Below are 20,330 nucleotides of genomic sequence, written 5' to 3'. Positions count from 1 at the left end.
ATGCTCCAAGCAGAGAGCCGGAGGAAACAACCATGCGTCACTTCAACGGAATGCTCTTGGCGATGATTGCGTCGGCGTCCCTGATCGGACCCCTGCCCGCATATGCGCAGTCGGTGAACTGGACCTGGACCAACCAGTATGGCTCGACCCTGGCCATCGCCAGCTTCAACTCGAACACGGGTGCTATCGCGGGGACCTATACCAACAACGCTGCAAACAGTTGTGACGAGGGCAAGCCGCAAGGTGTGACGGGTTGGCTGGCCTACGGCAACACGGGCACTGCGATCAGTTTCTCGGTGAACTTCCTCGGCTGCGGATCGACCACCGTCTGGACGGGGCAATTGAACAATGCGTCGGGATTCCAGGGATTGTGGTATCTGTCCCTCGCCGAAGCCGTGGCGTGGAACGGCATCAGCGCGGGCGCCGACACGTTCACGTTCAGCAGCGGCGACAAGGCCCTCCTGACCAAGAGCGGCGTCGAGCTGAAGGCCGGCAGCGAGAAGCTGTCGAACACCAAGAAGTAGGCGGACGAAAGCAATCCGGTATCGTAGGGTGGGTTAGCGCTGCGCGAAGCGCAGTCGCTCGGCGTAACCCAACATGCTTCAATGCATGCGGGGCGACGTTGGCGGGTTACGTCTGGCGGACTGCGCTTGCGCGCAGCCGCAAGGCTAACCCACCCTACACACTATCCCCGTCTTGCCGCTTCCAGCGCTTGCGGCGTGTCGATGTCGAGGAACGCGCCCTCGCCGTCGACGGGCACTTCCGCAACCGCCTCGGTGTGCTTGGCGATCAGGTGGCGCGCGCCGACGTCGCCATCGAGCGTCATCAGCTCCCGGAAGAAGCGGCGCGACCACAGCACGGGGTTGCCGCGGCGGCCCTCGCTGACGGGCACGACGATGAGATTGCCGCGGTCCGGTGCGAAGCTGTCGATGAGACGGTCGATCAGGCCGGCATCGATCAGCGGCATGTCGCCGAGGCAAACCACGGCGCCGTCGCAAGCTTCGGGCACGGCCGCGATGCCGGCCTTGACCGAGCTCGCGATGCCGCCGGCGAAATCCGGATTGCGGACGAATTTCACCTTCAAGCCTTGCAGCGCCTGCTCGACCAGTTCGGTCTGATGGCCGGTGACGACGATCACCTCGGATGCCTTGGAGGCCAGCGCCTGCTCGGTCGCGATCCGCACCAGCTTCTTGCCGTCGAGCTCGGCGAGCAGCTTGTTCGGCCCACCCATGCGGGTCGAGCGCCCTGCCGCGAGCACGATGGCGGCGACCTGGCTGTTGCCCTCGATCTCGGGCCTCGCGCGCGGCTGCGGACGCGTGACGATCTCCATCAGGAGCCCGCCGACGCCCATGCCCATCAGCTCGGCGCGGGTCACCTTGATGCCGGCGAGCAGACGCATCAGCACCCAGTCAAACCCGTTCTCGACCGGCGAGCGCGCGCAGCCCGGCGCGCCCAGCACCGGCACGCCCTCGGCGCGGGCGATCAGCAGCAGATTGCCGGGATCGACCGGCATGCCGAAATGCTCGATCTCGCCGCCGATCCCGGTGACGGCCGCCGGGATCACGTCGCGGCGATCCGCGATCGCGGACGCCCCGAACACGATGACGAGTTCCGCGCCAAGCGCGAGCAGCTCCTTGATCGCGGCCGACAGCGCGTGTTCGTCGTGCTGGACCCGCCGCTCCGCGATGATGCCGGCGCCGGCCGGCGCCAGCCGCTCGGCGGTGACGCGCAGCGTCTTGTCGATCACCTTGGAGGACAGGCCCGGCAGCAGCGTCGAGACCACGCCGACGCGCTTGATCACGTAGGGCGCGATCTTCAGGACGTCCCGGCCGGCCGCCTTCACCGCGGCGTCGCGCAAAGCGCCCTCGACGCCGAACGGGATGATCTTGACCGTGCCGACCATCTCGCCCTCGACCACCGGCTTGTAGGCGGTGAGCGTCGCAAAGGTGATGGCCTCGTCGATATTGTTGATGCGATCGACCGCGGCGCGGTCGATCACCAGCACGCCCGGGCATGCCGCGAACAGATTGGCGCGGCCGGTGAAGGCGCGCTCGACATGGATGCCCTCGCCGCCGACCGCAAGCGCGATACTGGCGGCGGCGATATCCTCGGAGACGTCGCCCTCCTCCATCCGCACCACGACGACGTCCTTGATGCCGGCGCGCTCCAGCGCCTCGACCTCGGCGGGCCCGATCGTCGTGCCCTTCTTCAGCACCAGCGGTCCCTGGCGCAGGGTGTGGACGGTCACCCCGCCGATCGCATCCTTGGGGCTCGCCGGGCCGAATTTCATGCCGCTTCTTCTTTTTCTTTGGGTGGCAGCCGAAGCACCGCCGTGATCTCGGCCATGATCGACACCGCGATCTCCGACGGCGAGACGGCGCCGATCGCAAGGCCAATGGGCGCGTGGATGCGCGCGATGTCGCTGTCCTTGGCGCCCTGCGCCCGCAGCCGGTCGCCGCGCTTGGCATGGGTCTTCCGCGAGCCCAGCGCGCCGATATAGAAGCAGCCGCGCTCGAAGGCGTGCAGCAGCGCAGGATCGTCGATCTTGGGATCGTGCGTCACCGCGACGAAAGCCGTGTAGGCATCCACGTTGAGCGGCGGCAGCGCGGTGTCGGGCCATTCGGCCACCAGCGGAATGTCTGGGAAGCGCTCTGCGCTCGCAAAGGCTGTGCGCGGATCGACGACCGTGACGTCGTAACCGAGCGAGCGCGCCAGCGGCGCCAGCGCCTGACTGATATGGACCGCGCCGACGATGACGAGCTTTGCGGTCGGCGCGTAGACGTTGAGGAACAGCTTTTTGCCGCCGACCTCGACATTGGCGCTCTTGCCCATGCGAAGCTGTTTTTCGAGCTCGACGCGCAGCGGGTCTTTCGCAAAATCCTGCGCCTTGACCAGGCGCTGCTCGCCGCTCTCGGTGTCCGTCACCAAGATCGCCGGGCGGCGCGCGGCGCGCTCGGCATTGAGTTCGTGCAAAATCGCGAGCTTCACGGCTAGCCGACCTTCTCGACGAAGACACGGATGGTGCCGCCGCAGGACAGCCCGACATTCCAGGCGGTCTCGTCGGCGACGCCGAACTCCAGCATCTTGGGCTTGCCGCTCTCGATCACGTCCATGGCCTCGGTGACCACGGCGCCCTCGACGCAGCCGCCGGAGACCGAGCCTAAGAACGTGCCCTCGTCGTTGATGACGAGGCTCGAGCCCGCCGGGCGCGGCGCCGAGCCCCAGGTCTCGACGACGGTGGCGAGCGCGACGCCACGGCCGGCCTTCTGCCAGTCCTCCGCCGCCCTCAGAATGTCCTCGTCGCGATCGAGCATGGGGTAACCTCTCAAGCTGCGGAGCGGATCAGGCTGCGGTGATGCGGCGGCAGCGGCCGGGAGAGCGTCGTGATCAGCTCCTGGATCGAACTCAAATTATGTACCGGGCGGAATTCGTCAACGTGCGGAAGCATCATTTTGATGCCCTGCGCCTTGGCCTCGAAGCCGCCGAAGCGCAACAGCGGGTTGAGCCAGATCAGCCGCCGGCAGGAGCGGTGCAGCCGGTCCATCTCGAAGGCGAGCCTGGAATCGGCCTCCCGCTCCAGCCCGTCGGAGATCAGGAGCACGATGGCGCCCTGGCTCAGGACCCGGCGCGCCCACAATTTGTTGAAGTTGTGCAGCGAGGCCGAGATCCGCGTACCGCCGGCCCAATCCTCGACCGAGGCCGAGCAGCTCGCCAGCGCCTCGTCGGGATCGCGCTGGCGCAGCGCGCGGGTGACGTTGGTGAGGCGGGTGCCGAACAGGAACACCGAGACGCGCTTGCGCGCATCGCCGATGGCATGGAGGAAATGCAGGAACAGGCGCGTGTACTCGTTCATCGAACCCGAGATGTCGAGCAGCGCGACGATCGGCGCCGGTTTCTCGATCCGCCCCAGGCGATGAATGTCGATGATGTCGCCGCCGGTGCGCAATGACGCACGCAGCGTGCGGCGCAGATCGAGGCGCAGGCCACGGGAATCGGGCCGGTGCCGGCGCGTCAGGAGCTCGGCCTGCGGCAGCCGCATCCGCTCGACGGCGCGCAGGGCCTCGCTGATCTCCGCCGCGCTCATCTGGGCAAAATCCTTCTTCTGAAGGATTTCCTTGTCGGAGACCGACAGGCGCAGATCCTGCTCCTGGTGCTGCGGCGTCTCCGTCATGCGCGGCTGCGACATCGCTTCCTGCACGCGGCGCGCACCCGCCTGCGGCTTCTTCTTGGCCTGCTCCGGCAGCGGCACCGAATCCAGCATGTGCTTCCACTCCTCCGAGGCGCGGAAGAACAGGTTGAAGGCCTGCTTGAAGATCAGCGCATGCTCGTGGCGCTTGACGAAGATCGCCTCCAGCGTGGCAAAGACATCGGCGCGGTTGCCGATGTCGATCACCTGGAGCGCGCTCATGGCATCGATCACTGCGCCCGGCCCGACCGGCATGCCCGCCGCGCGCAACGCGCGGGCGAAGCCGACGATGTTGTCGGCGAACTGCTCGGTCTGCTCGGGCGCTAGGTGGTTGATGGCCATGGGTCGTATCCATCCCCTCGTCATTCCGGGGCGCGCCTCTTTGGCGCGAGCCCGGAATCCAGTCATCCACGAACTCTGCGGCCCGATGGATTCCGGGTTCGCGCTACGCGCGCCCCGGAATGACGGGCGCAATTTGACGCGAGATCAATCCTCGCTCGTCGCTTCCTTCAGCACCTTCTGCAGGGTGTCGCCCTGCATCCGGGTGATGTCGTCCTGATACTTGAGCAGCGCGCCCAGCGTGTCGCCGACCACCTGCGGGGTCAGCGAGCGGGCGTCGAGCTCGGACAGCGCGGTGGCCCAGTCGATGGTCTCGGCGACGCCCGGCGACTTGTAGAAGTCCTGGTTGCGCAGCGCCTGAACGAAGCGCACCACCTGCTGCGACAGCTTTGTGGAGATGCCGGGCACGCGCGTCTTGACGATCGCGAGCTCGCGCTCGGCGGCGGGATAATCCACCCAGTGATAGAGGCAGCGCCGCTTCAGCGCGTCGTGGATCTCGCGGGTGCGGTTGGAGGTGATGATGACGATCGGCGGATACGGCGCCTTCACGGTGCCGAATTCGGGAATGGTCACCTGGAAGTCACTGAGGATTTCCAGGAGATAGGCTTCGAACGCCTCGTCGGCGCGGTCGAGCTCGTCGATCAGGAGCACCGGCGGACCCGCGACGTCAGGCTCCAGCGCCTGGAGCAGCGGTCGCTTGATCATGTAGCGATCGGCGAAGATGTCGCTCGACAGTTGATCGCGATCGGTGTCGCCGGCGGCTTCCGCCATCCGGATCGCGATCATCTGCGCGGCGCTGTTCCACTCGTACACGGCCGAGGAGACGTCGAGGCCTTCGTAGCACTGCAGGCGGATCAGCTTCCGCCCCAGCGCCGCCGACAGCACTTTTGCGATCTCGGTCTTGCCGACGCCGGCCTCGCCTTCGAGAAACAGCGGCCGGCCCATGCGCAGCGACAGATACGTCACCGTCGCCAGCGACCGCTCGGCGAGATAGCCGCGCGACGTCAGGAGTTCGAGCATCGCATCAACCGATGCCGGCAGGGCGGCTGAAGTCATGAAAGGCCAGTCTTGGTTACGCCCTCACCGGGGCAAGTCGTTGGGCCAGTTGGTGAGGCCCATCATTCCTTGGCATTGGCGGCGTCGACGGCCCGCCGCGTCAGCACCCCGATGAGGTGCGCGCGGTATTCGGCACTGCCGTGGATGTCGCTGTTGAGACCCTCGGCCGGCACCTCGATGCCATCAAGGGCTTTCGCCGAGAAGCGCTTCTTCAGGGCTTCCTCGAACGCGGTGACGCGGAACACGCCCTCGGAGCCGGCGCCGGTGACGGCAACACGGACATCCGACGGACGCCGCGCCACGAACACGCCGACCAGCGCGTAACGCGAGGCCTGGTTGCGGAATTTGATGTAGGCGGCCTTCTTCGGCAGCGGGAACATCACCTTGGTGATGATCTCGTCGGCCTCGAGCGCCGTCGTGAACAGGCCCTGGAAATACTCCTCGGCCTTGAGGCGGCGCTTGTTGGTGACGATGGTCGCCCCGAGCGCAAGCACCGCGGCCGGATAGTCCGCGGTCGGATCGTTGTTGGCGAGCGAGCCGCCGATCGTGCCCTTGTGGCGCACGGCGGGATCGCCGATTCCGCCGGCAAGGCTCGCGAGCGCCGGGATCGCTTCGCCGACGACGGCGGAGGTCGCGACCTCGGCGTGCTTGGCGGTGGCGCCGATCACCAGCGAGCGACCCTTCATCTCGATCGCGTTGAGCCCCTCGATGTGGGAGAGGTCGACCAGATGCGGAGGGCTCGCGAGGCGCTGCTTCATGACCGGAATCAGCGTGTGGCCGCCGGCGATCACCTTGGCGTCTTCGTTCTTCACCAGGAGGTTGGCGGCCTGCCGAACGGTCCCGGGGCGATGATATTTGAATTCGTACATCTGAATGTCCTGATCGCGGGATGCGCGCGTGTCGATTTAGGCGAGGTCGGATTTCGCCATCGCCTTGGCGCCGGCGGAGATCGAGGCGACGATGTTCTGGTAGCCGGTGCAGCGGCAGAGATTGCCTTCCAGCTCCTCGCGGATGGTGTGGTCGTCGACCTCGTGCCCCTTGCGATGGACGATGTCGATCGCGGTCATGATCATGCCGGGCGTGCAGAAGCCGCACTGCAGGCCATGGTGCTCGCGGAAGGCTTCCTGCATCGGATGCAGCGGCGCGCCGTCGGCAGCCAGCCCCTCGATCGTCTTGACCTCGTGGCCGTCAGCCATCACGGCAAGCGTGGTGCAGGACTTCACGGCCTTGCCGTCGAGATGCACGACGCAGGCGCCGCACTGCGAGGTGTCGCAGCCGACATGGGTGCCGGTCAGCCGTAGATTCTCGCGCAGGAACTGCACCAGAAGCGTGCGGGGATCGACGTTGGCCGTCACAGGATTGCCGTTCACGATGAGGGAGATTTTCGCCATAAGCACTCTCTATCAGCGCCCCGACGGGTCCCGTCGAAGCGGTTCTTATAATTATTCCAACCCATCATATGGGCCATTATGCCCCGGGGCAACATCACCCCGGACGCAAGGCGCCATGCCGAAAGGCGATAGCCTTCAGCCCTGTACCGCCTTGGCGAAGTTCGCGAAAAACTCGTCGGCCAGCTTCTTGGCGGCGCCGTTGATGAGGCGTTGTCCGAGCTGCGCCAACTTGCCGCCGATCTGCGCCTCGACGTCGTAGGAGAGCAGCGTGCCGCCGTCCTTCTCCGCCAGCTTGACCACGGCGCCGCCCTTGGCAAAGCCCGCCACCCCGCCCTCGCCTTCGCCGGAGATCTTGTAGCCGTTCGGCGGATCGAGATCGGAGAGCGTCACCTTGCCCTTGAAGCGCGCCGACACCGGGCCGACCTTCATTTTCGCTGTGGCGCGAAAGCCGCCGTCGTCGGTCTTCTCCAGCTCCTCGCAGCCGGGGATGCAGGCCTTCAGCACCTCGGGATCGTTGAGCTTGGCCCACACAGCCTCGCGCGGCGCCGCAAGCTGGACTTCGCCGTTCATCGTCATGGCCATGGGGTGCCTCCCGGGATCGTGCAATTATAATGCTGTTCAAGTAACGCACGTAGGCCGCAAAGGAAAGGGCGGCCTCCGGCCACGTGCAATGCATATTCGCAACTGCAAAAAATCTTGCGCGGTCGGTTTTGGATTGGCACAGGCGGGCCATGATGGTTAGGTCCCGCGCAACATGAGCACAGCCCTCTCCCCCCTGCTTGCGCCGATGCTGTCGAGCGCCGCCATGCGCGCCGTCTGCGACGACCGGTCAACGCTCCAGAACATGCTCGATTTTGAGGCAGCCTTGGCGCGCGCCGAAGCCGCCACCGGCGTGATTCCCGCGGCCGCCGTGGGCCCGATCGAAACCGCCTGCAAGGCGGATACCTTTGACATCGCCGCGCTGGCCGAGGCCGCGACACGGTCCGGCAATCTCGCGATTCCCCTGGTCAAGGCGCTGACCGCCAACGTCGCGAAGGCCGATGCGGAGGCCGCACGCTACGTGCATTGGGGCGCGACCAGCCAGGACGTCATCGACACCGCGACCATGCTCACGCTGCGCGCCGCCATCGACGCGCTGGATGCCGACCTCAGCCGCGCAATCAAGGGTTTTGCCGCACTGGCGCGCAATCATCGCAACACCGCAATGGTGGCGCGGACCTGGCTCCAGCACGCGCTGCCGATGCCGTTCGGGCTCAAGGCCGCCGAATATGCCGCGAGCCTTGCTCGCGCCCGCTGCCGCCTCAGGCGGCTCTCCCGCGACGGCCTCGCGCTGCAATTCGGCGGCGCGGCCGGCACGCTCGCGGCCCTCGGCGACAAGGGGCTCGCGGTCGCCGAACGATTGGCGCAGGAGCTCAACCTGCCGCTGCCGGAAGCACCCTGGCACACCCATCGCGACCGCATCGCGGAAGCCGCATCGGCCCTCGCGATTCTCGCCGGAAGCTGCGGCAAGATCGCGCGCGACGTCTCGCTGATGATGCAGACCGATGTCGCCGAGGCGTTCGAGCCGGCCGGCGAAGGCCGCGGCGGCTCCTCGACCATGCCGCACAAGCGCAACCCGGTCGCAGCCGCAAGCGCGCTGGGATGTGCCACCATGGCCCCGCAGCTCGCCGCGACGATTTTTGCGGCGCAGGTACAGGACCACGAGCGCAGCGCCGGCCCCTGGCATGCGGAATGGCCGACGCTGCCTCAACTGATGCTGGTCACTTCGGGCGCGCTCGCCGCCATCGTCGACATCGCCGAGGGCCTGGACGTCGATGCCGCGCGCATGCGCAGCAATCTCGATGCGACGCACGGGCTGATCATGGCCGAGGCGGTCACCTTTGCGCTGGCCGAGAGGATCGGCAAGAGCGATGCGCATCATCTCATCGAGGCCGCGAGCAAGCGCGCGGTCGCCGAGAAGAAGCATCTGCGCGAGGTTCTCGCGGCCGATTCGCAGATCACAGCGCATCTTTCGCCGGAAAAAATTGCGGCATTGTTCGAGCCGATGGCCTATCAAGGGGCTTCCCAAGCCATGATCGACCGGCTGCTCGACAGCCTCGAGCGAGATTGATTGTTTGAGCATGATCCCTTCGGAAAACCGTTCCACACTTTTCCGGATCATGCTCCAGAACGGAGACGCCGCATGCCCATGATCGATGCCGACGGTTGCCTGATCAACGTCTCCGTCGAAGGCCGCGACGGCGGGCCGACCTTGATGCTGTCCAATTCGCTCGGCTGCACGCTTCAGATGTGGGAGCCGCAGATGAAGGCGCTGACGCAGGTGTTCCGCGTCATCCGCTATGACCGCCGCGGCCACGGCAAGTCGAACGTTCCCCCCGGCCCTTACACGATGGAGCGCTTCGGCCGCGACGTGCTGGCGATCCTTGACGATCTCAACATCGAGAAGGTGCATTGGTGCGGCCTGTCGATGGGCGGCATGGTCGGACAATGGCTGGGCGCGAATGCGCCGGAGCGCTTCGGCAAGCTCATCCTCGCCAACACCTCCTGCTACTATGCCGAGCCGACCAAATGGCTGGAACGCATCGATGCCGTGAAGAAGGGCGGCATCGCGGCGGTGGCCGATGCCGTGATCGCGGGCTGGCTCACCCAGGATTTCCGCGAGCGCGAGCCTGACATCACCGCCCGGATGAAAGCGATGCTGCTCGCCTCACCCGTGGAGGGCTATCTCGCCTGCTGCGAGGCGCTGTCGACGCTCGACCAACGCGAGTTGCTGCCAAAGATCAAGAGCCCGACATTGGTGATCGCCGGCCGCCACGACATGGCGACGCCGATCTCGGCGGGCGAGCTGATCCGCTCGAAAATTCCCGGCGCCAACATGACCATCATCGACGCCGCCCATATTTCCAATGTCGAGCAGCCGCACGCGTTCACCGATGCGGTGGTGGGGTTCCTGACGCAACGCTGATTGCGCCTGTCGTCATTCCGGAGCGATGCAAAGCATCGCCCCCGGAATCTCGATCGGCATTCACAACCTCGAGATTCCGGGTTCGCCTCTTCGAGGCGCCCCGGAATGACTGATCCGGAGAAACAAACATGGACGACCAGAAGCGCCGCGATGCCGGCATGAACGTGCGCCGCAAGGTGCTGGGCAATGCCTGGGTCGACAAATCAGTCGCCAATCGCAATGCCTTCAACACGGATTTCCAGGATCTGATCACACGCTACGCCTGGGGCGAGATCTGGACGCGGCCGCATTTCGACGAGCGCACAAGGCGGGTGCTGGTCATCGGCACCATGGTCGCGCTCGGACAATGGGACGAATTCCGCCTGCATGTCCGCGCGGCGCTCGCCGAGGGCGGCTTCACGCCCGACGACATCAAGGAAATCCTGCTCCAGCAGGCGATCTATTGCGGCGTGCCGGCGGCGAACCACGCCGTCAAGGAGGCCTCAGCGATTGTGCAGGAGCTCGGCCTGCTCAAGACCTAGCGGCGCGGCGGCCTCGACGCTCTTGGGAGCCGCCACAGGGCGCTCGATCACCATCACGATCGCAGCCCCCAGCAGCAGCAAGAGCTCGGTCGCGTGCAGCCGGAGCGCGTCCATCTCGCCGACCTTCGAGGCCATGACCATGCTCGCAAACGAGATCACGCTGCCGATCGCCAGCGCAATGCCGAGCGCCTCGTCACTGCCGCCATTCCTGCGGACGCGGGGAATGCACAGCAGCGCGAGGTAGATCGCGAAGAACGCCACCACGGTCAACCGTCCCAGCGCCAGCAGCCAGGCCGCGCGCACCGTGTCCATCCCCGCCATCTGGAGATTGTCGCTGAGGAACAGCGCGACCGCGACGCTCGGCCGTTCGTAGAGGCCGTGCACCGGCGCCACCATGATGTTGAAGGCGACCAGCGTCCAGGCCGGGATGAAATAGGCCGCCAGCAGCGCGCCGTTGACCGAGTCGATCCGCCAATTCCTGAACATGCCGCTTCCCGCTTCGCCTGCCACGCGCCTTCGATGGGAAGGCTTTGCCGGGAGCTAACTCGCATCAGTCCGTGGCGGCAATTTAAACCCTTTGTTTACCTTAACGGGGCACCCGCACACGTCGTCATTCCGGGATGGTGCGTCAGCACCAGACCCGGAATCTCGAGATTCCGGGCTCGGCTCTTCGAGCCGCCCCGGAACGACGCCAAGCAGCGAAAAAAAGGCCCCACCTTGCAGCGGGGCCCTTCTTCACTCCTGCTCACTCACTGGGCTCCCAAACTAGTTGTCCTGACCGCGCTGGCCACCATGCTGCTGGCCGGGCTTGTCACCCTGGCGCATCGGATCCTGCTGCTGCTGTCCGGGTTTCTGCCCACCGCCCTGCTGCTGCCCTGGCTGCTGACCTGGGCGCTGCTGGCCGGGGTTCTGAGTCTGCTGACCCGGATTCTGGTTCTGCTGCTTCGTCATCGGGGGGAACTCCCTTGTTGGACGTCAGAGGGAAGCTAACAACCGCCCTCGGATTTGGTTGCCACGCGGAACCCGGTTCCTCGCAGCTGCGGAACCGGGAGACGACATCCGTAACCAAATGAGTTCTGTACAAGCCGTTATGCCTAGGCCTGCCCAGTTGCGGCCGCCAGTTCCCTCCTGTTACAAAACGAGAAGAATGCTCAAGGGCTGCCGGGGCCCAAGAACTCTCTCGAAGAGCTCCCTTTGAGCCCGCGTCAAGTTTGGGTAACGGCAGCCTATGGATTATTTCGCCCAGCAGCTCATCAACGGCCTCGTGCTCGGCTCCATCTACGGCCTGATCGCGATCGGCTACACGATGGTCTACGGCATCGTCGGCATGATCAACTTCGCCCATGGCGACGTCTTCATGATCGGCGGCTTCATCGCCCTGATCACCTTCCTGATCCTGATCTCGCTCGGCCTGACCGCGATCCCGGTGATCCTGCTCGTCGTGCTGCTGGTCGCGATGGCGATCACGGCGCTCTATGGCTGGACCATCGAGCGCATCGCCTACCGGCCGCTGCGGCATTCCTTCCGTCTCGCCCCGATGCTGTCGGCGATCGGCATGTCGTTCGTGCTGACCAATTACTCGCAGGTGGCGCAAGGCGCCCGCGTCAAGCCGATCCCGCCCTTCATCACCGGCGGCTACACGCTGCATGAGAGCGCGGACGGATTCGTCATCCAGCTCTCCAACATCCAGATCATGGTGGTCATCACCACCATCGTGCTGCTGGCGATCTTTACCTGGCTGGTGTCGCACACGCGGCTCGGGCGCGACATGCGCGCCTGCGAGCAGGACCAGACCATGGCGGCCCTGCTGGGCGTCGACGTCGACCGCACGATCTCCATGACCTTCGTGATCGGCGCGGCGCTCGCCGCGGTCGCGGGTTTCATGTACCTGCTCTATTACGGTCTGGTCGATTTCTTCATGGGCTTCGTCGCCGGCATCAAGGCCTTCACGGCGGCCGTGCTCGGCGGAATCGGCTCGCTGCCGGGCGCCATGCTCGGCGGTCTTGCGATCGGCCTGATCGAGACGTTCTGGTCGGCCTATTTCTCGGTCGAATACAAGGACGTCGCGGCATTCTCGATCCTGATCGTCGTGCTGATCTTCATGCCGACCGGCCTGCTCGGCCGTCCCGAAGTCGAAAAAGTCTGACGGACCGCCGCGTGACAGCCATTCCGCACGAGACCAAGCACGCAAGCCGCACCGCCGGCATCACCTATATCCTGAAGAAATCCCTGCTCAGTGCACTGGTCGCGCTGGTGCTGTTCTCACTGATGGTCGGCGTCCGGACCGAGGCCGGTTCCGACGGCCAGCTCACTTATTGGACGCGCTTCGGCGAGGTCGCAGCGCTTGTCGCCGCCGTGTTCGGCGGCTCGATCGTGATCGAGCTGCTCCGGCAATGGCTCGGCCCGACCGGCGCCGAGAAGCTGGTGCCGCCTGCAGTGCATCGCGGGATGTCGTTCGTCGGCCGCTACCTCGCGCCCGCGCTTTTGATCTTCACGCTGCTGGTGCCCGTCATCTTCTATAACCAGCGCTACATCCTCGACCTCGCGATCCTCGTGCTCACCTATGTCATGCTGGGCTGGGGATTGAACGTCGTGGTCGGCCTCGCCGGCCTGCTCGATCTCGGCTACGTCGCCTTCTATGCGGTCGGCGCCTATTCCTACGGCCTGCTCGCCACCAATTTCGGCTGGTCGTTCTGGATCTGCCTGCCGCTCGCCGGCATCCTCGCCGCGTTCTGGGGCGTGCTGCTCGGCTTTCCCGTGCTGCGGCTGCGCGGCGACTATCTCGCCATCGTGACGCTGGCCTTCGGCGAGATCATCCGCCTCGTCATCATCAACTGGCAGAGCCTGACCGGAGGCCCCAACGGCGTCTCCGGCATTCCCCGCCCCACCTTCTTCGGCATCCCGCTCGACAACAGCGACGACGGGCTCGCCGCCAAGCTCGGCATCGAGTACTCAGCGACCCACCGCATCGTCTTCCTGTTCTATTTGATCCTGGCGCTCGCGCTGCTCACCAACTGGGTGACGATCCGCCTGCGCCGCCTGCCGATCGGCCGCGCCTGGGAGGCCTTGCGCGAGGACGAGGTCGCCTGCCGCGCGCTCGGCATCAACACCACGACCACCAAGCTTACCGCGTTCGCGACCGGCGCGATGTTCGGCGGCTTTGCCGGTGCGTTCTTCGCCACCCGCCAGGGCTTCATCAGCCCGGAATCCTTCACCTTCCAGGAATCGGCATTGGTGCTGGCCATCGTCGTGCTTGGCGGCATGGGCTCGCAACTCGGCGTGGCGCTCGCCGCGCTGGCCATGATCGGGGGCTTCGAGCTGTTCCGCAGCCTCGAGACCTACCGCATGCTGGTGTTCGGCATGGCCATGGTGCTGATCATGATCTGGCGGCCGCGCGGCCTGGTCGGCCATCGCGCGCCGACCGTGTATCTGACCAAGGCGCAGGCGATCTCCTCCGACCTCGTCAAGGAAGGGCACGGATGAGCGGCGACAAGATTCTCAACGTCGACCGGCTGACCATGCGCTTCGGCGGCATCGTTGCCGTGCAGGACCTGTCGCTCTCGGCCGAGCGCAAGAAGATCACCGCGCTGATCGGGCCGAACGGCGCCGGCAAGACCACGGTCTTCAACTGCATCACCGGCTTCTACAAGCCGAGCGGCGGCACCATTCGCCTCACCCATGACGATGGCCGGACGATCGCCCTGGAGCGGCTGAACGATTTCCGCATCGCCAAGCTGGCCAAGGTGGCGCGCACCTTCCAGAACATCCGCCTGTTTCCCGGCATGACCGCGCTGGAAAACCTGATGGTGGCGCAGCACAACGCCTTGATGCGGGCCTCCGGCCTCACCTTTCTCGGCCTGATCGGTGCGCCCGGCTATCGCGATGCCGAGAAGCGCGCGATCGATCTGGCCACCGACTGGCTCAGGCGGGTCAACCTGCTCGACCGCGCCGACGATGCCGCCGGCAATTTTGCCTATGGCGACCAGCGCCGGCTCGAGATCGCGCGCGCGATGTGCACCGAGCCCGCGCTTCTGTGCCTGGACGAGCCGGCCGCCGGCCTCAACGCGCGCGAGAGCGCCGCCTTGAGCGAGCTCCTGCTCTCGATCCGCAACGAGCTCGGCACCTCGATCCTGCTGATCGAGCACGACATGTCGGTGGTGATGGAAATCTCCGACCATATCGTGGTGATGGACCACGGCGTGAAGATCGCCGAAGGTTCGCCGCGCGCGGTCCGCGACGACCCCAAGGTGATCGCCGCCTATCTCGGCGCCGACGAGGAAGAAGCCGTGGCCGTGATGGAGAGCGGGTCGTGACTTCACCCACTCCCCTGCTCGCGATCCGCAGCCTTCGCGCCGCCTACGGCAAGATCGAGGCGCTGAAGGGCGTCGACGTCGAAATCAATGCCGGCGAGATCGTGGCGCTGATCGGCGCCAACGGCGCCGGCAAGTCGACGCTGATGATGACCATCTTCGGCAAGCCGCGGGCCCGTGCCGGCCAGATCCTGTACGAAGGCCGCGACATCACCGACGTGCCCACCCACGAGATCGCGCATTTGCGCATCGCGCAATCGCCGGAGGGACGGCGCATCTTCCCGCGCATGAGCGTGGCGGAGAACCTCCAGATGGGTGCCGATGCCACCGGATGCACCGATTCCGAGCGCGACGCGACGCTGGAACGCGTCTTCAATCTGTTTCCACGGCTGAAGGAACGCTACGCCCAGCGCGGCGGAACCCTGTCCGGCGGCGAGCAGCAGATGCTGGCGATCGGCCGCGCCTTGATGAGCCGTCCCCGCCTGCTCCTGCTCGACGAGCCCTCGCTCGGGCTCGCGCCGCTGATCGCGCGCCAGATTTTCGATGCGATCCGCACCCTGAACCGGCAGGACGGCCTGACCGTCCTGATCGTCGAGCAGAACGCCAACCATGCGCTCAAGCTCGCCCATCGCGGCTATGTCATGGTCAATGGCCTGATCACGCTGGCCGGGACCGGCGCCGAGTTGTTGCAGCGCCCCGAGATTCGGGCCGCCTATCTGGAAGGCGGCCGGCACGGCTGAGGCGGGCCACGTGCGGCCGAATGTGGCGAGATATCTCCGCCAATGCCCGTATTTTGCCGGTGACTTCTCCTCGAATTCATTCAAGAATGGCGCCGGTTTGGACCGGGCATGCCCGGCAACTTCCACAGGCGACCACCCGCGAGGTATCTCATGAAATCACTGAAGCTCATCGGTCTGGCATTCGGCGCGTCGATCGCGCTGTCGAGCGCGGCATTCGCGCAGGATGTCACCATCGCAGTCGCAGGCCCGATGACAGGCACAGAGTCCGCCTTCGGCCGCCAGATGAAGAACGGCGCCGAGATGGCCGTGGCTGATATCAACACCGCCGGCGGCATCAACGGCAAGAAGCTCGCGCTCAACGTCGAGGACGATGCCTGCGATCCCAAGCAGGCGCGCTCGATTGCGGAAAAGATCGCCGGCGCCAAGATCCCCTTCGTCGCCGGACACTACTGCTCGTCGTCGTCGATCCCGGCCTCGGAGGCCTATGCAGACGGCAACGTCCTCCAGATCACCCCAGCCTCCACCAACCCGCTCTTCACCGAGCGCAAGCTGTGGAACGTGGCGCGCGTCTGCGGCCGCGACGATCAGCAGGGCCTGATCGCGGCGCAGTACATCGCCAAGAACTACAAGGGCAAGAACATTGCGATCCTCAACGACAAGACCACCTACGGCAAGGGTCTTGCGGACGAGACCAAGAAGGCGCTCAACAAGGCCGGCATCACCGAGAAGATGTACGAGTCCTACAACAAGGGCGACAAGGACTTCAACGCGATCGTCTCGCGCCTGAAGCGCGACAACATCGATCTCGTCTATGTCGGCGGCTACCATCAGGAGAGCGGCCTGATCCTGCGCCAGATGCGCGACCAGGGTCTCAAGACAGTGCTGATGGCCGGCGACGCGCTCGCCGACAAGGAGTACGCCTCCATCACCGGCCCGGCCGGCGAAGGCACGCTGTTCACCTTCGGCCCCGATCCGCGCAACAAGCCGACCGCCAAGAAGATCGTCGATGCCTTCAAGGCCAAGAACATCGACCCCGAAGGCTACACGCTCTACACGTATGCGGCGATGCAGGTCTGGTCGCAGGCGGCCAAGAAGGCCGGCACCACCGACGCCAAGAAGGTGATGGAGGCGATGAAGGCCGGCAAGTGGGACACCGTGATCGGCCCGATCGAGTATGACGCCAAGGGCGACATCAAGCAGATCGACTACGTCGTCTACAAATGGGATGCCAAGGGCGGCTACGCCGAGATCAAAGGCAACGGCACCTAACGCGCTTGCCGGGCCCCAAGGCCGTTATCCAAGCATCATCACGCCCCGGCTTGCCCGGGGCGTTCTTCTTGGGCAAGCGTCCTGGACAAGGGTCAGACAGCTGCGGGCAGTTCGCCGCCCGCCGCGGCCTGGGCCTTCCGCAGCGCTTGCAGGAGATCGTTCGGCCGAAACGGCTTTTGCAGGCAGACCACGTTGGCAAGGTGAGGCGATTGTTCCATGAAATCCAGCGCCGTCATCCCGGACACCGCAATGATGGGGAGGCCCGGCGCACGCTCCCGCAGGCTCGCGATGACGTCGACGCCGCTGGTGTCGCCAAGGAAGATATCGACGATCGCCACGTCAAACGGGCTTTCCGCGAAGGTTTTCAGCCCGGCCGCACCGCTTTCGGCCTCCGCGACCTCGAAGCGATGGACCCGAAGCACGATCGCGACCATCGCACGGACGTCCTTCTGGTCGTCGATGATGAGAACACGGGGCATAGGGAAGAACTCCCGGATATCGATCAAAATCGATGATTCAAACCTGGAACCCACTCCGGCGGGAGGGCATTATGGCACCGTCCAGTAAAGCGCATCTTACCCGACCCCTATTCCGTGGTCCCACCAGAATTAAGTAATCTGTAACCTTCGGTTGAGTCGCGGCCGCAACAGTTCAAGATGTGCGCCCGTAACCCGCTACCATAGCGCCGGCCTGCGGGGATCCGAATGACGTCGATGAAAATGGCGAAGACCGGTCTGCGAGAGGTGGACGTGCCCGCGACGATCGACCGAAGCACATTCCTTTCGACCCTGCCGGCCACCTCGACCGACCGCACCGCCGCATTGGCGATCGTCGGCATATCCGCAATCCTGTTCGCATTGGCCGTCCCTTTCGCGGGTACCCCGCTCCTGCCCGTCCCGGCCTTTGTCGCGAGCTATCAATCGGCCCTCGCCGTAAGCGACATCGTCACCGCGGTGCTGCTGCTGTCGCAGTTTTCGGTCTTGCGGACCCGCGCGCTGCTGTGGCTCGCGAGCGGCTATCTGTTCACCGCCGCCGCGGCGCTGGTTCATGCCCTCACCTTCCCCGGACTGTTCACCCCGACCGGACTTTTCGGCGCGGGCGGGCAAACCACGGTCTGGCTCTATATGATCTGGCACGGCGGCTTCCCGGTGTTCGTGCTGGGCTATGCCTGGCTGAAGGAGGCCGACGGCGGCGCCAGGATCCGCGGCACGACAATCAGGGCGATCTGCGCCATCGTGTTCGGCGTCGCCGCCGCCATGGCCGTCTTCGCCTGGATCGTCACCGCCTGGCACGATCTGCTCCCGGTCCTGCTGCGCGACGGCCACTACATGCCGGACATGATCGGCGTCGTATCCTTCGTATGGTCGCTCAGCTTTGCCGCCCTCGTCTCGCTCTGGTTCCGCAGGCCGCATTCGGTGATCGACGTCTGGCTCATGGTCGTGATGTGCGCCTGGCTGTTCGATATCGCGCTCTCGGCGATCGTGAACGTCGCGCGCTTCGATCTCGGCTTCTACGTCGGCCGCCTCTACGGCCTCTGCGCGGCGACCTTCGTGCTCGCGGTGCTCCTGGTCGAGAATGTCCGCCTCCAGGCGCAGACCGCGAGCATGGTCGGCGCGCTGAAGCGCCGATCGGACGCCGAGCGCGACTATCACGCCGAGCGCGAGCGGCTGTTCACCGCCGTCGTCGAATCCTCCAACGACGCCATCATCACCAAGTCGCTCGACGGCACCATCACGACCTGGAACAGCGCGGCCGAGCGCGTCTTCGGCTACTCCGCCGACGAGGCGGTCGGCCGTTCCATCGACATCATCATGCCGGACGATCAGCGTGACGATGTCGCCGAGAATCTGGCCCGCACCCGCAACGGCGAGGTCATCGACCAGCAGGAGACCGTACGGCTGCACAAGAGCGGTCAACCCATCGACGTGGTGCTGAGCCAGGTCCCGCTGCGATCGACCGAGGGCAAGATCATCGGCGCGTCCAAGGTGGCCCGCGACGTCACCGAGCGGAAGCGAGCGGAGATGGCGCTCAATCGGGAGATCGAGGAGCGCCAGCGCATTTTCGAGACCTCGCAGGACCTGATCCTGGTCACCGATGGTTTCGGCAATTTCATCCAGGTCAGCCCCAGTGTGAAGGACATCCTCGGCTTCAGCCCGGACGACATGGTCGGGCACAGTGCGATCGAGTTCATCCACCCTGACGACCTCGAGAAGACGCGCAGCGAGATGCGCGCGGCCCGGCGCGGCGCGGTCAAGCGCAGCTTCGAGGCGCGCTACTATCACTACGATGGTCACGAGGTCACGCTGAACTGGATGGGCACCTGGTCCGAGCCGGTGCGGCGCCATTTCTTCATCGGCCGCGACCTCACCGAGAAGCAGGCCGCCGAAGCTCAGCTCCGGCAGGTCCAGAAGATGGATTCGATCGGCCAGTTGACCGGCGGCGTCGCCCACGACTTCAACAACGTGCTGACCGTCATCACCGGCACGATCGGTATTCTTGCGGATGCGGTCGCCGATCGTCCCGAACTCGCCGCCATCACCAAGCTGATCGACGACGCCGCCGAGCGCGGCGCGCAGCTGACCAAGCACCTGCTCGCCTTCGCCCGCAAGCAGCCGCTCCAGCCGCGCGAGATCGACGTCAATGCGCTGACGCTCGAGGCCGCCAAGCTGCTGCATCCGACGCTGGGCGAGCAGATCACCATCATGCCCCAGCTCACCGAGGACGCCTGGCCGACACTGGTCGATCCCGGCCAGCTCTCCACCGCCATCCTCAACCTCGCGCTGAACGCGCGCGATGCCATGCCCGACGGCGGCACCCTGGTGCTCGAGACCCGCAACGTCTTCCTCGACGACGGTTATGCCAGCATGAATCCCGACATCGTTGCCGGCAATTACGTGATGATCGCGGTCAGCGACACCGGCACTGGAATTCCGGCCGATCTGATCGAGCGGGTGTTCGATCCGTTTTTCACGACCAAGGAGGTCGGCAAGGGCACCGGCCTCGGGCTCAGCATGGTGTTCGGCTTCGTCAAGCAGTCCGGCGGCCACATCAAGATCTACAGCGAGGAAGGCCACGGCACGAGCGTGAAGATCTACCTGCCGCGCTCCACCGGCGTGCAGGAGACCGAGTTCGAGGCGCTCCAGAACGCGCCCGTCGCCGGCGGCAGCGAGAAGATCCTGATCGTCGAGGACGACGCTCTGGTACGGCAATATGTCGTGACCCAGATCAAGAGCCTCGGCTACGCCGCGCTCGAAGCCGCCAACGCGGCCGACGCCCTCACCATCATCGACGCCGACAAGGACATCGACCTGCTCTTCACCGACGTCATCATGCCGGGCGCCATGAACGGCCGCCAGCTCGCCGATGAAGCGGCCCGCCGCCGCCCCGATCTGAAGACGCTGTTCACCTCGGGCTACACCGAGAACGCCATCGTCCATCACGGCCGGCTCGACTCCGGCGTGCTGCTGCTGGCCAAGCCCTACCGCAAGTCCGAGCTGGCCAAGATGCTCAGAACGGCGCTCGCCAGTTGAGCCTGCGGCATCTCTGCGCTATC

The 20,330-nt window shown here is 65.5% G+C and carries 21 protein-coding genes; 10 read left to right on the top strand and 11 right to left on the bottom strand.

Annotated elements, in window-relative coordinates; all coding sequences use genetic code 11:
* The first annotated feature begins 32 nt into the window (after positions 1–32).
* Positions 33–524, top strand: a complete 492-nt coding sequence (locus WN73_RS23820) for an avidin/streptavidin family protein (RefSeq protein WP_028173412.1) — start codon at positions 33–35, stop codon at positions 522–524.
* Between the two features lie 161 nt (positions 525–685).
* Here the strand turns inward: WN73_RS23820 and WN73_RS23815 are convergent, their stop codons facing one another.
* The 8 genes from WN73_RS23815 to WN73_RS23780 all read right to left on the bottom strand — a co-directional run bounded on the left by WN73_RS23815 (position 686) and on the right by WN73_RS23780 (position 7,554).
* Positions 686–2,290, bottom strand: coding sequence for an NTP transferase domain-containing protein (locus tag WN73_RS23815; RefSeq protein ID WP_039185526.1), 1,605 nt, complete (start codon positions 2,288–2,290; stop codon positions 686–688).
* A complete protein-coding gene (locus tag WN73_RS23810) occupies positions 2,287–2,988 on the bottom strand; it encodes an XdhC family protein (protein WP_028173410.1) in 702 nt (233 codons plus the stop codon). The genes WN73_RS23815 and WN73_RS23810 overlap by 4 nt, the downstream gene beginning before the upstream one ends.
* A gap of 2 nt (positions 2,989–2,990) precedes the next feature.
* Entirely contained in the window at positions 2,991–3,314 is a 324-nt protein-coding gene (locus WN73_RS23805; protein WP_011088407.1) for an XdhC family protein, read from the bottom strand.
* 11 nt (positions 3,315–3,325) lie between these two features.
* Entirely contained in the window at positions 3,326–4,528 is a 1,203-nt protein-coding gene (locus WN73_RS23800) for a vWA domain-containing protein (protein WP_028173409.1), read from the bottom strand.
* A 144-nt stretch (positions 4,529–4,672) separates the two neighbouring features.
* Positions 4,673–5,581, bottom strand: coding sequence for an AAA family ATPase (locus WN73_RS23795; RefSeq protein ID WP_011088409.1), 909 nt, complete (start codon positions 5,579–5,581; stop codon positions 4,673–4,675).
* A 62-nt stretch (positions 5,582–5,643) separates the two neighbouring features.
* Positions 5,644–6,450, bottom strand: a complete 807-nt coding sequence (locus WN73_RS23790; protein WP_028173408.1) for an FAD binding domain-containing protein — start codon at positions 6,448–6,450, stop codon at positions 5,644–5,646.
* Positions 6,451–6,486: 36 nt separating this feature from the next.
* Positions 6,487–6,972, bottom strand: coding sequence for a (2Fe-2S)-binding protein (locus WN73_RS23785; RefSeq protein ID WP_027560187.1), 486 nt, complete (start codon positions 6,970–6,972; stop codon positions 6,487–6,489).
* Between the two features lie 135 nt (positions 6,973–7,107).
* Positions 7,108–7,554 carry an SRPBCC family protein gene (locus WN73_RS23780; RefSeq protein ID WP_011088412.1) on the bottom strand — a complete coding sequence of 149 codons (447 nt, stop codon included), beginning with the start codon at positions 7,552–7,554 and terminating at the stop codon, positions 7,108–7,110.
* 172 nt (positions 7,555–7,726) lie between these two features.
* On the opposite strand from WN73_RS23780, the gene WN73_RS23775 reads away from it, so the two are divergent.
* The 3 genes from WN73_RS23775 (at position 7,727) to WN73_RS23765 (ending at position 10,458) form a co-directional block, all read left to right on the top strand.
* On the top strand, positions 7,727–9,082 hold the full coding sequence (locus tag WN73_RS23775) for a 3-carboxy-cis,cis-muconate cycloisomerase (RefSeq protein WP_028173406.1): 1,356 nt from the start codon (positions 7,727–7,729) through the stop codon (positions 9,080–9,082).
* Between the two features lie 72 nt (positions 9,083–9,154).
* Entirely contained in the window at positions 9,155–9,937 is a 783-nt protein-coding gene (gene pcaD / locus WN73_RS23770) for a 3-oxoadipate enol-lactonase (RefSeq protein WP_028173405.1), read from the top strand.
* 128 nt (positions 9,938–10,065) lie between these two features.
* Complete coding sequence (locus tag WN73_RS23765; protein ID WP_011088415.1) at positions 10,066–10,458, top strand: carboxymuconolactone decarboxylase family protein; 393 nt, start codon at positions 10,066–10,068, stop codon at positions 10,456–10,458.
* Here the strand turns inward: WN73_RS23765 and WN73_RS23760 are convergent.
* Together WN73_RS23760 and WN73_RS23755 are read right to left on the bottom strand one after the other, a co-directional pair.
* Entirely contained in the window at positions 10,420–10,944 is a 525-nt protein-coding gene (locus tag WN73_RS23760) for a hypothetical protein (RefSeq protein WP_028173404.1), read from the bottom strand. The two genes, WN73_RS23765 and WN73_RS23760, sit on opposite strands and share 39 nt — an antisense overlap.
* A gap of 279 nt (positions 10,945–11,223) precedes the next feature.
* Positions 11,224–11,409: a hypothetical protein gene (locus tag WN73_RS23755; RefSeq protein WP_028173403.1), complete on the bottom strand. Its 186-nt coding sequence runs from the start codon at positions 11,407–11,409 to the stop codon at positions 11,224–11,226.
* Positions 11,410–11,686: 277 nt separating this feature from the next.
* Between WN73_RS23755 and WN73_RS23750 the strand changes: the two genes are divergently transcribed.
* The 5 genes from WN73_RS23750 (at position 11,687) to WN73_RS23730 (ending at position 16,777) form a co-directional block, all read left to right on the top strand.
* Complete coding sequence (locus WN73_RS23750) at positions 11,687–12,604, top strand: ABC transporter permease subunit (protein ID WP_011088417.1); 918 nt, start codon at positions 11,687–11,689, stop codon at positions 12,602–12,604.
* Positions 12,605–12,663: 59 nt separating this feature from the next.
* Positions 12,664–13,941, top strand: a complete 1,278-nt coding sequence (gene livM / locus WN73_RS23745) for a high-affinity branched-chain amino acid ABC transporter permease LivM (protein ID WP_370141135.1) — start codon at positions 12,664–12,666, stop codon at positions 13,939–13,941.
* Complete coding sequence (locus tag WN73_RS23740) at positions 13,938–14,771, top strand: ABC transporter ATP-binding protein (RefSeq protein WP_011088419.1); 834 nt, start codon at positions 13,938–13,940, stop codon at positions 14,769–14,771. The genes livM and WN73_RS23740 overlap by 4 nt, the downstream gene beginning before the upstream one ends.
* A complete protein-coding gene (locus WN73_RS23735; protein ID WP_011088420.1) occupies positions 14,768–15,508 on the top strand; it encodes an ABC transporter ATP-binding protein in 741 nt (246 codons plus the stop codon). The genes WN73_RS23740 and WN73_RS23735 overlap by 4 nt, the downstream gene beginning before the upstream one ends.
* 150 nt (positions 15,509–15,658) lie before the next feature.
* Positions 15,659–16,777, top strand: a complete 1,119-nt coding sequence (locus WN73_RS23730) for a branched-chain amino acid ABC transporter substrate-binding protein (RefSeq protein WP_011088421.1) — start codon at positions 15,659–15,661, stop codon at positions 16,775–16,777.
* Between the two features lie 92 nt (positions 16,778–16,869).
* On the opposite strand, the gene WN73_RS23725 is transcribed toward WN73_RS23730, so the two are convergent.
* Entirely contained in the window at positions 16,870–17,256 is a 387-nt protein-coding gene (locus WN73_RS23725; RefSeq protein WP_028173402.1) for a response regulator, read from the bottom strand.
* Between the two features lie 225 nt (positions 17,257–17,481).
* Here WN73_RS23725 and WN73_RS23720 point away from each other — a divergent pair, with 225 nt between their 5' ends.
* The gene (locus WN73_RS23720; protein ID WP_074076787.1) at positions 17,482–20,307 is read left to right on the top strand and encodes a PAS domain S-box protein; all 2,826 of its coding nucleotides are present in this window, start codon (positions 17,482–17,484) and stop codon (positions 20,305–20,307) included.
* Positions 20,308–20,330 lie beyond the last annotated feature (23 nt).

Source organism: Bradyrhizobium sp. CCBAU 45394 (genome assembly GCF_028128655.1).
GTDB classification, from domain to species: Bacteria; Pseudomonadota; Alphaproteobacteria; order Rhizobiales; family Xanthobacteraceae; genus Bradyrhizobium; species Bradyrhizobium diazoefficiens.
The sequence above is the reverse complement of the archived record's forward strand: the minus strand, read 5'-3'. Positions and strand labels throughout refer to the sequence as shown.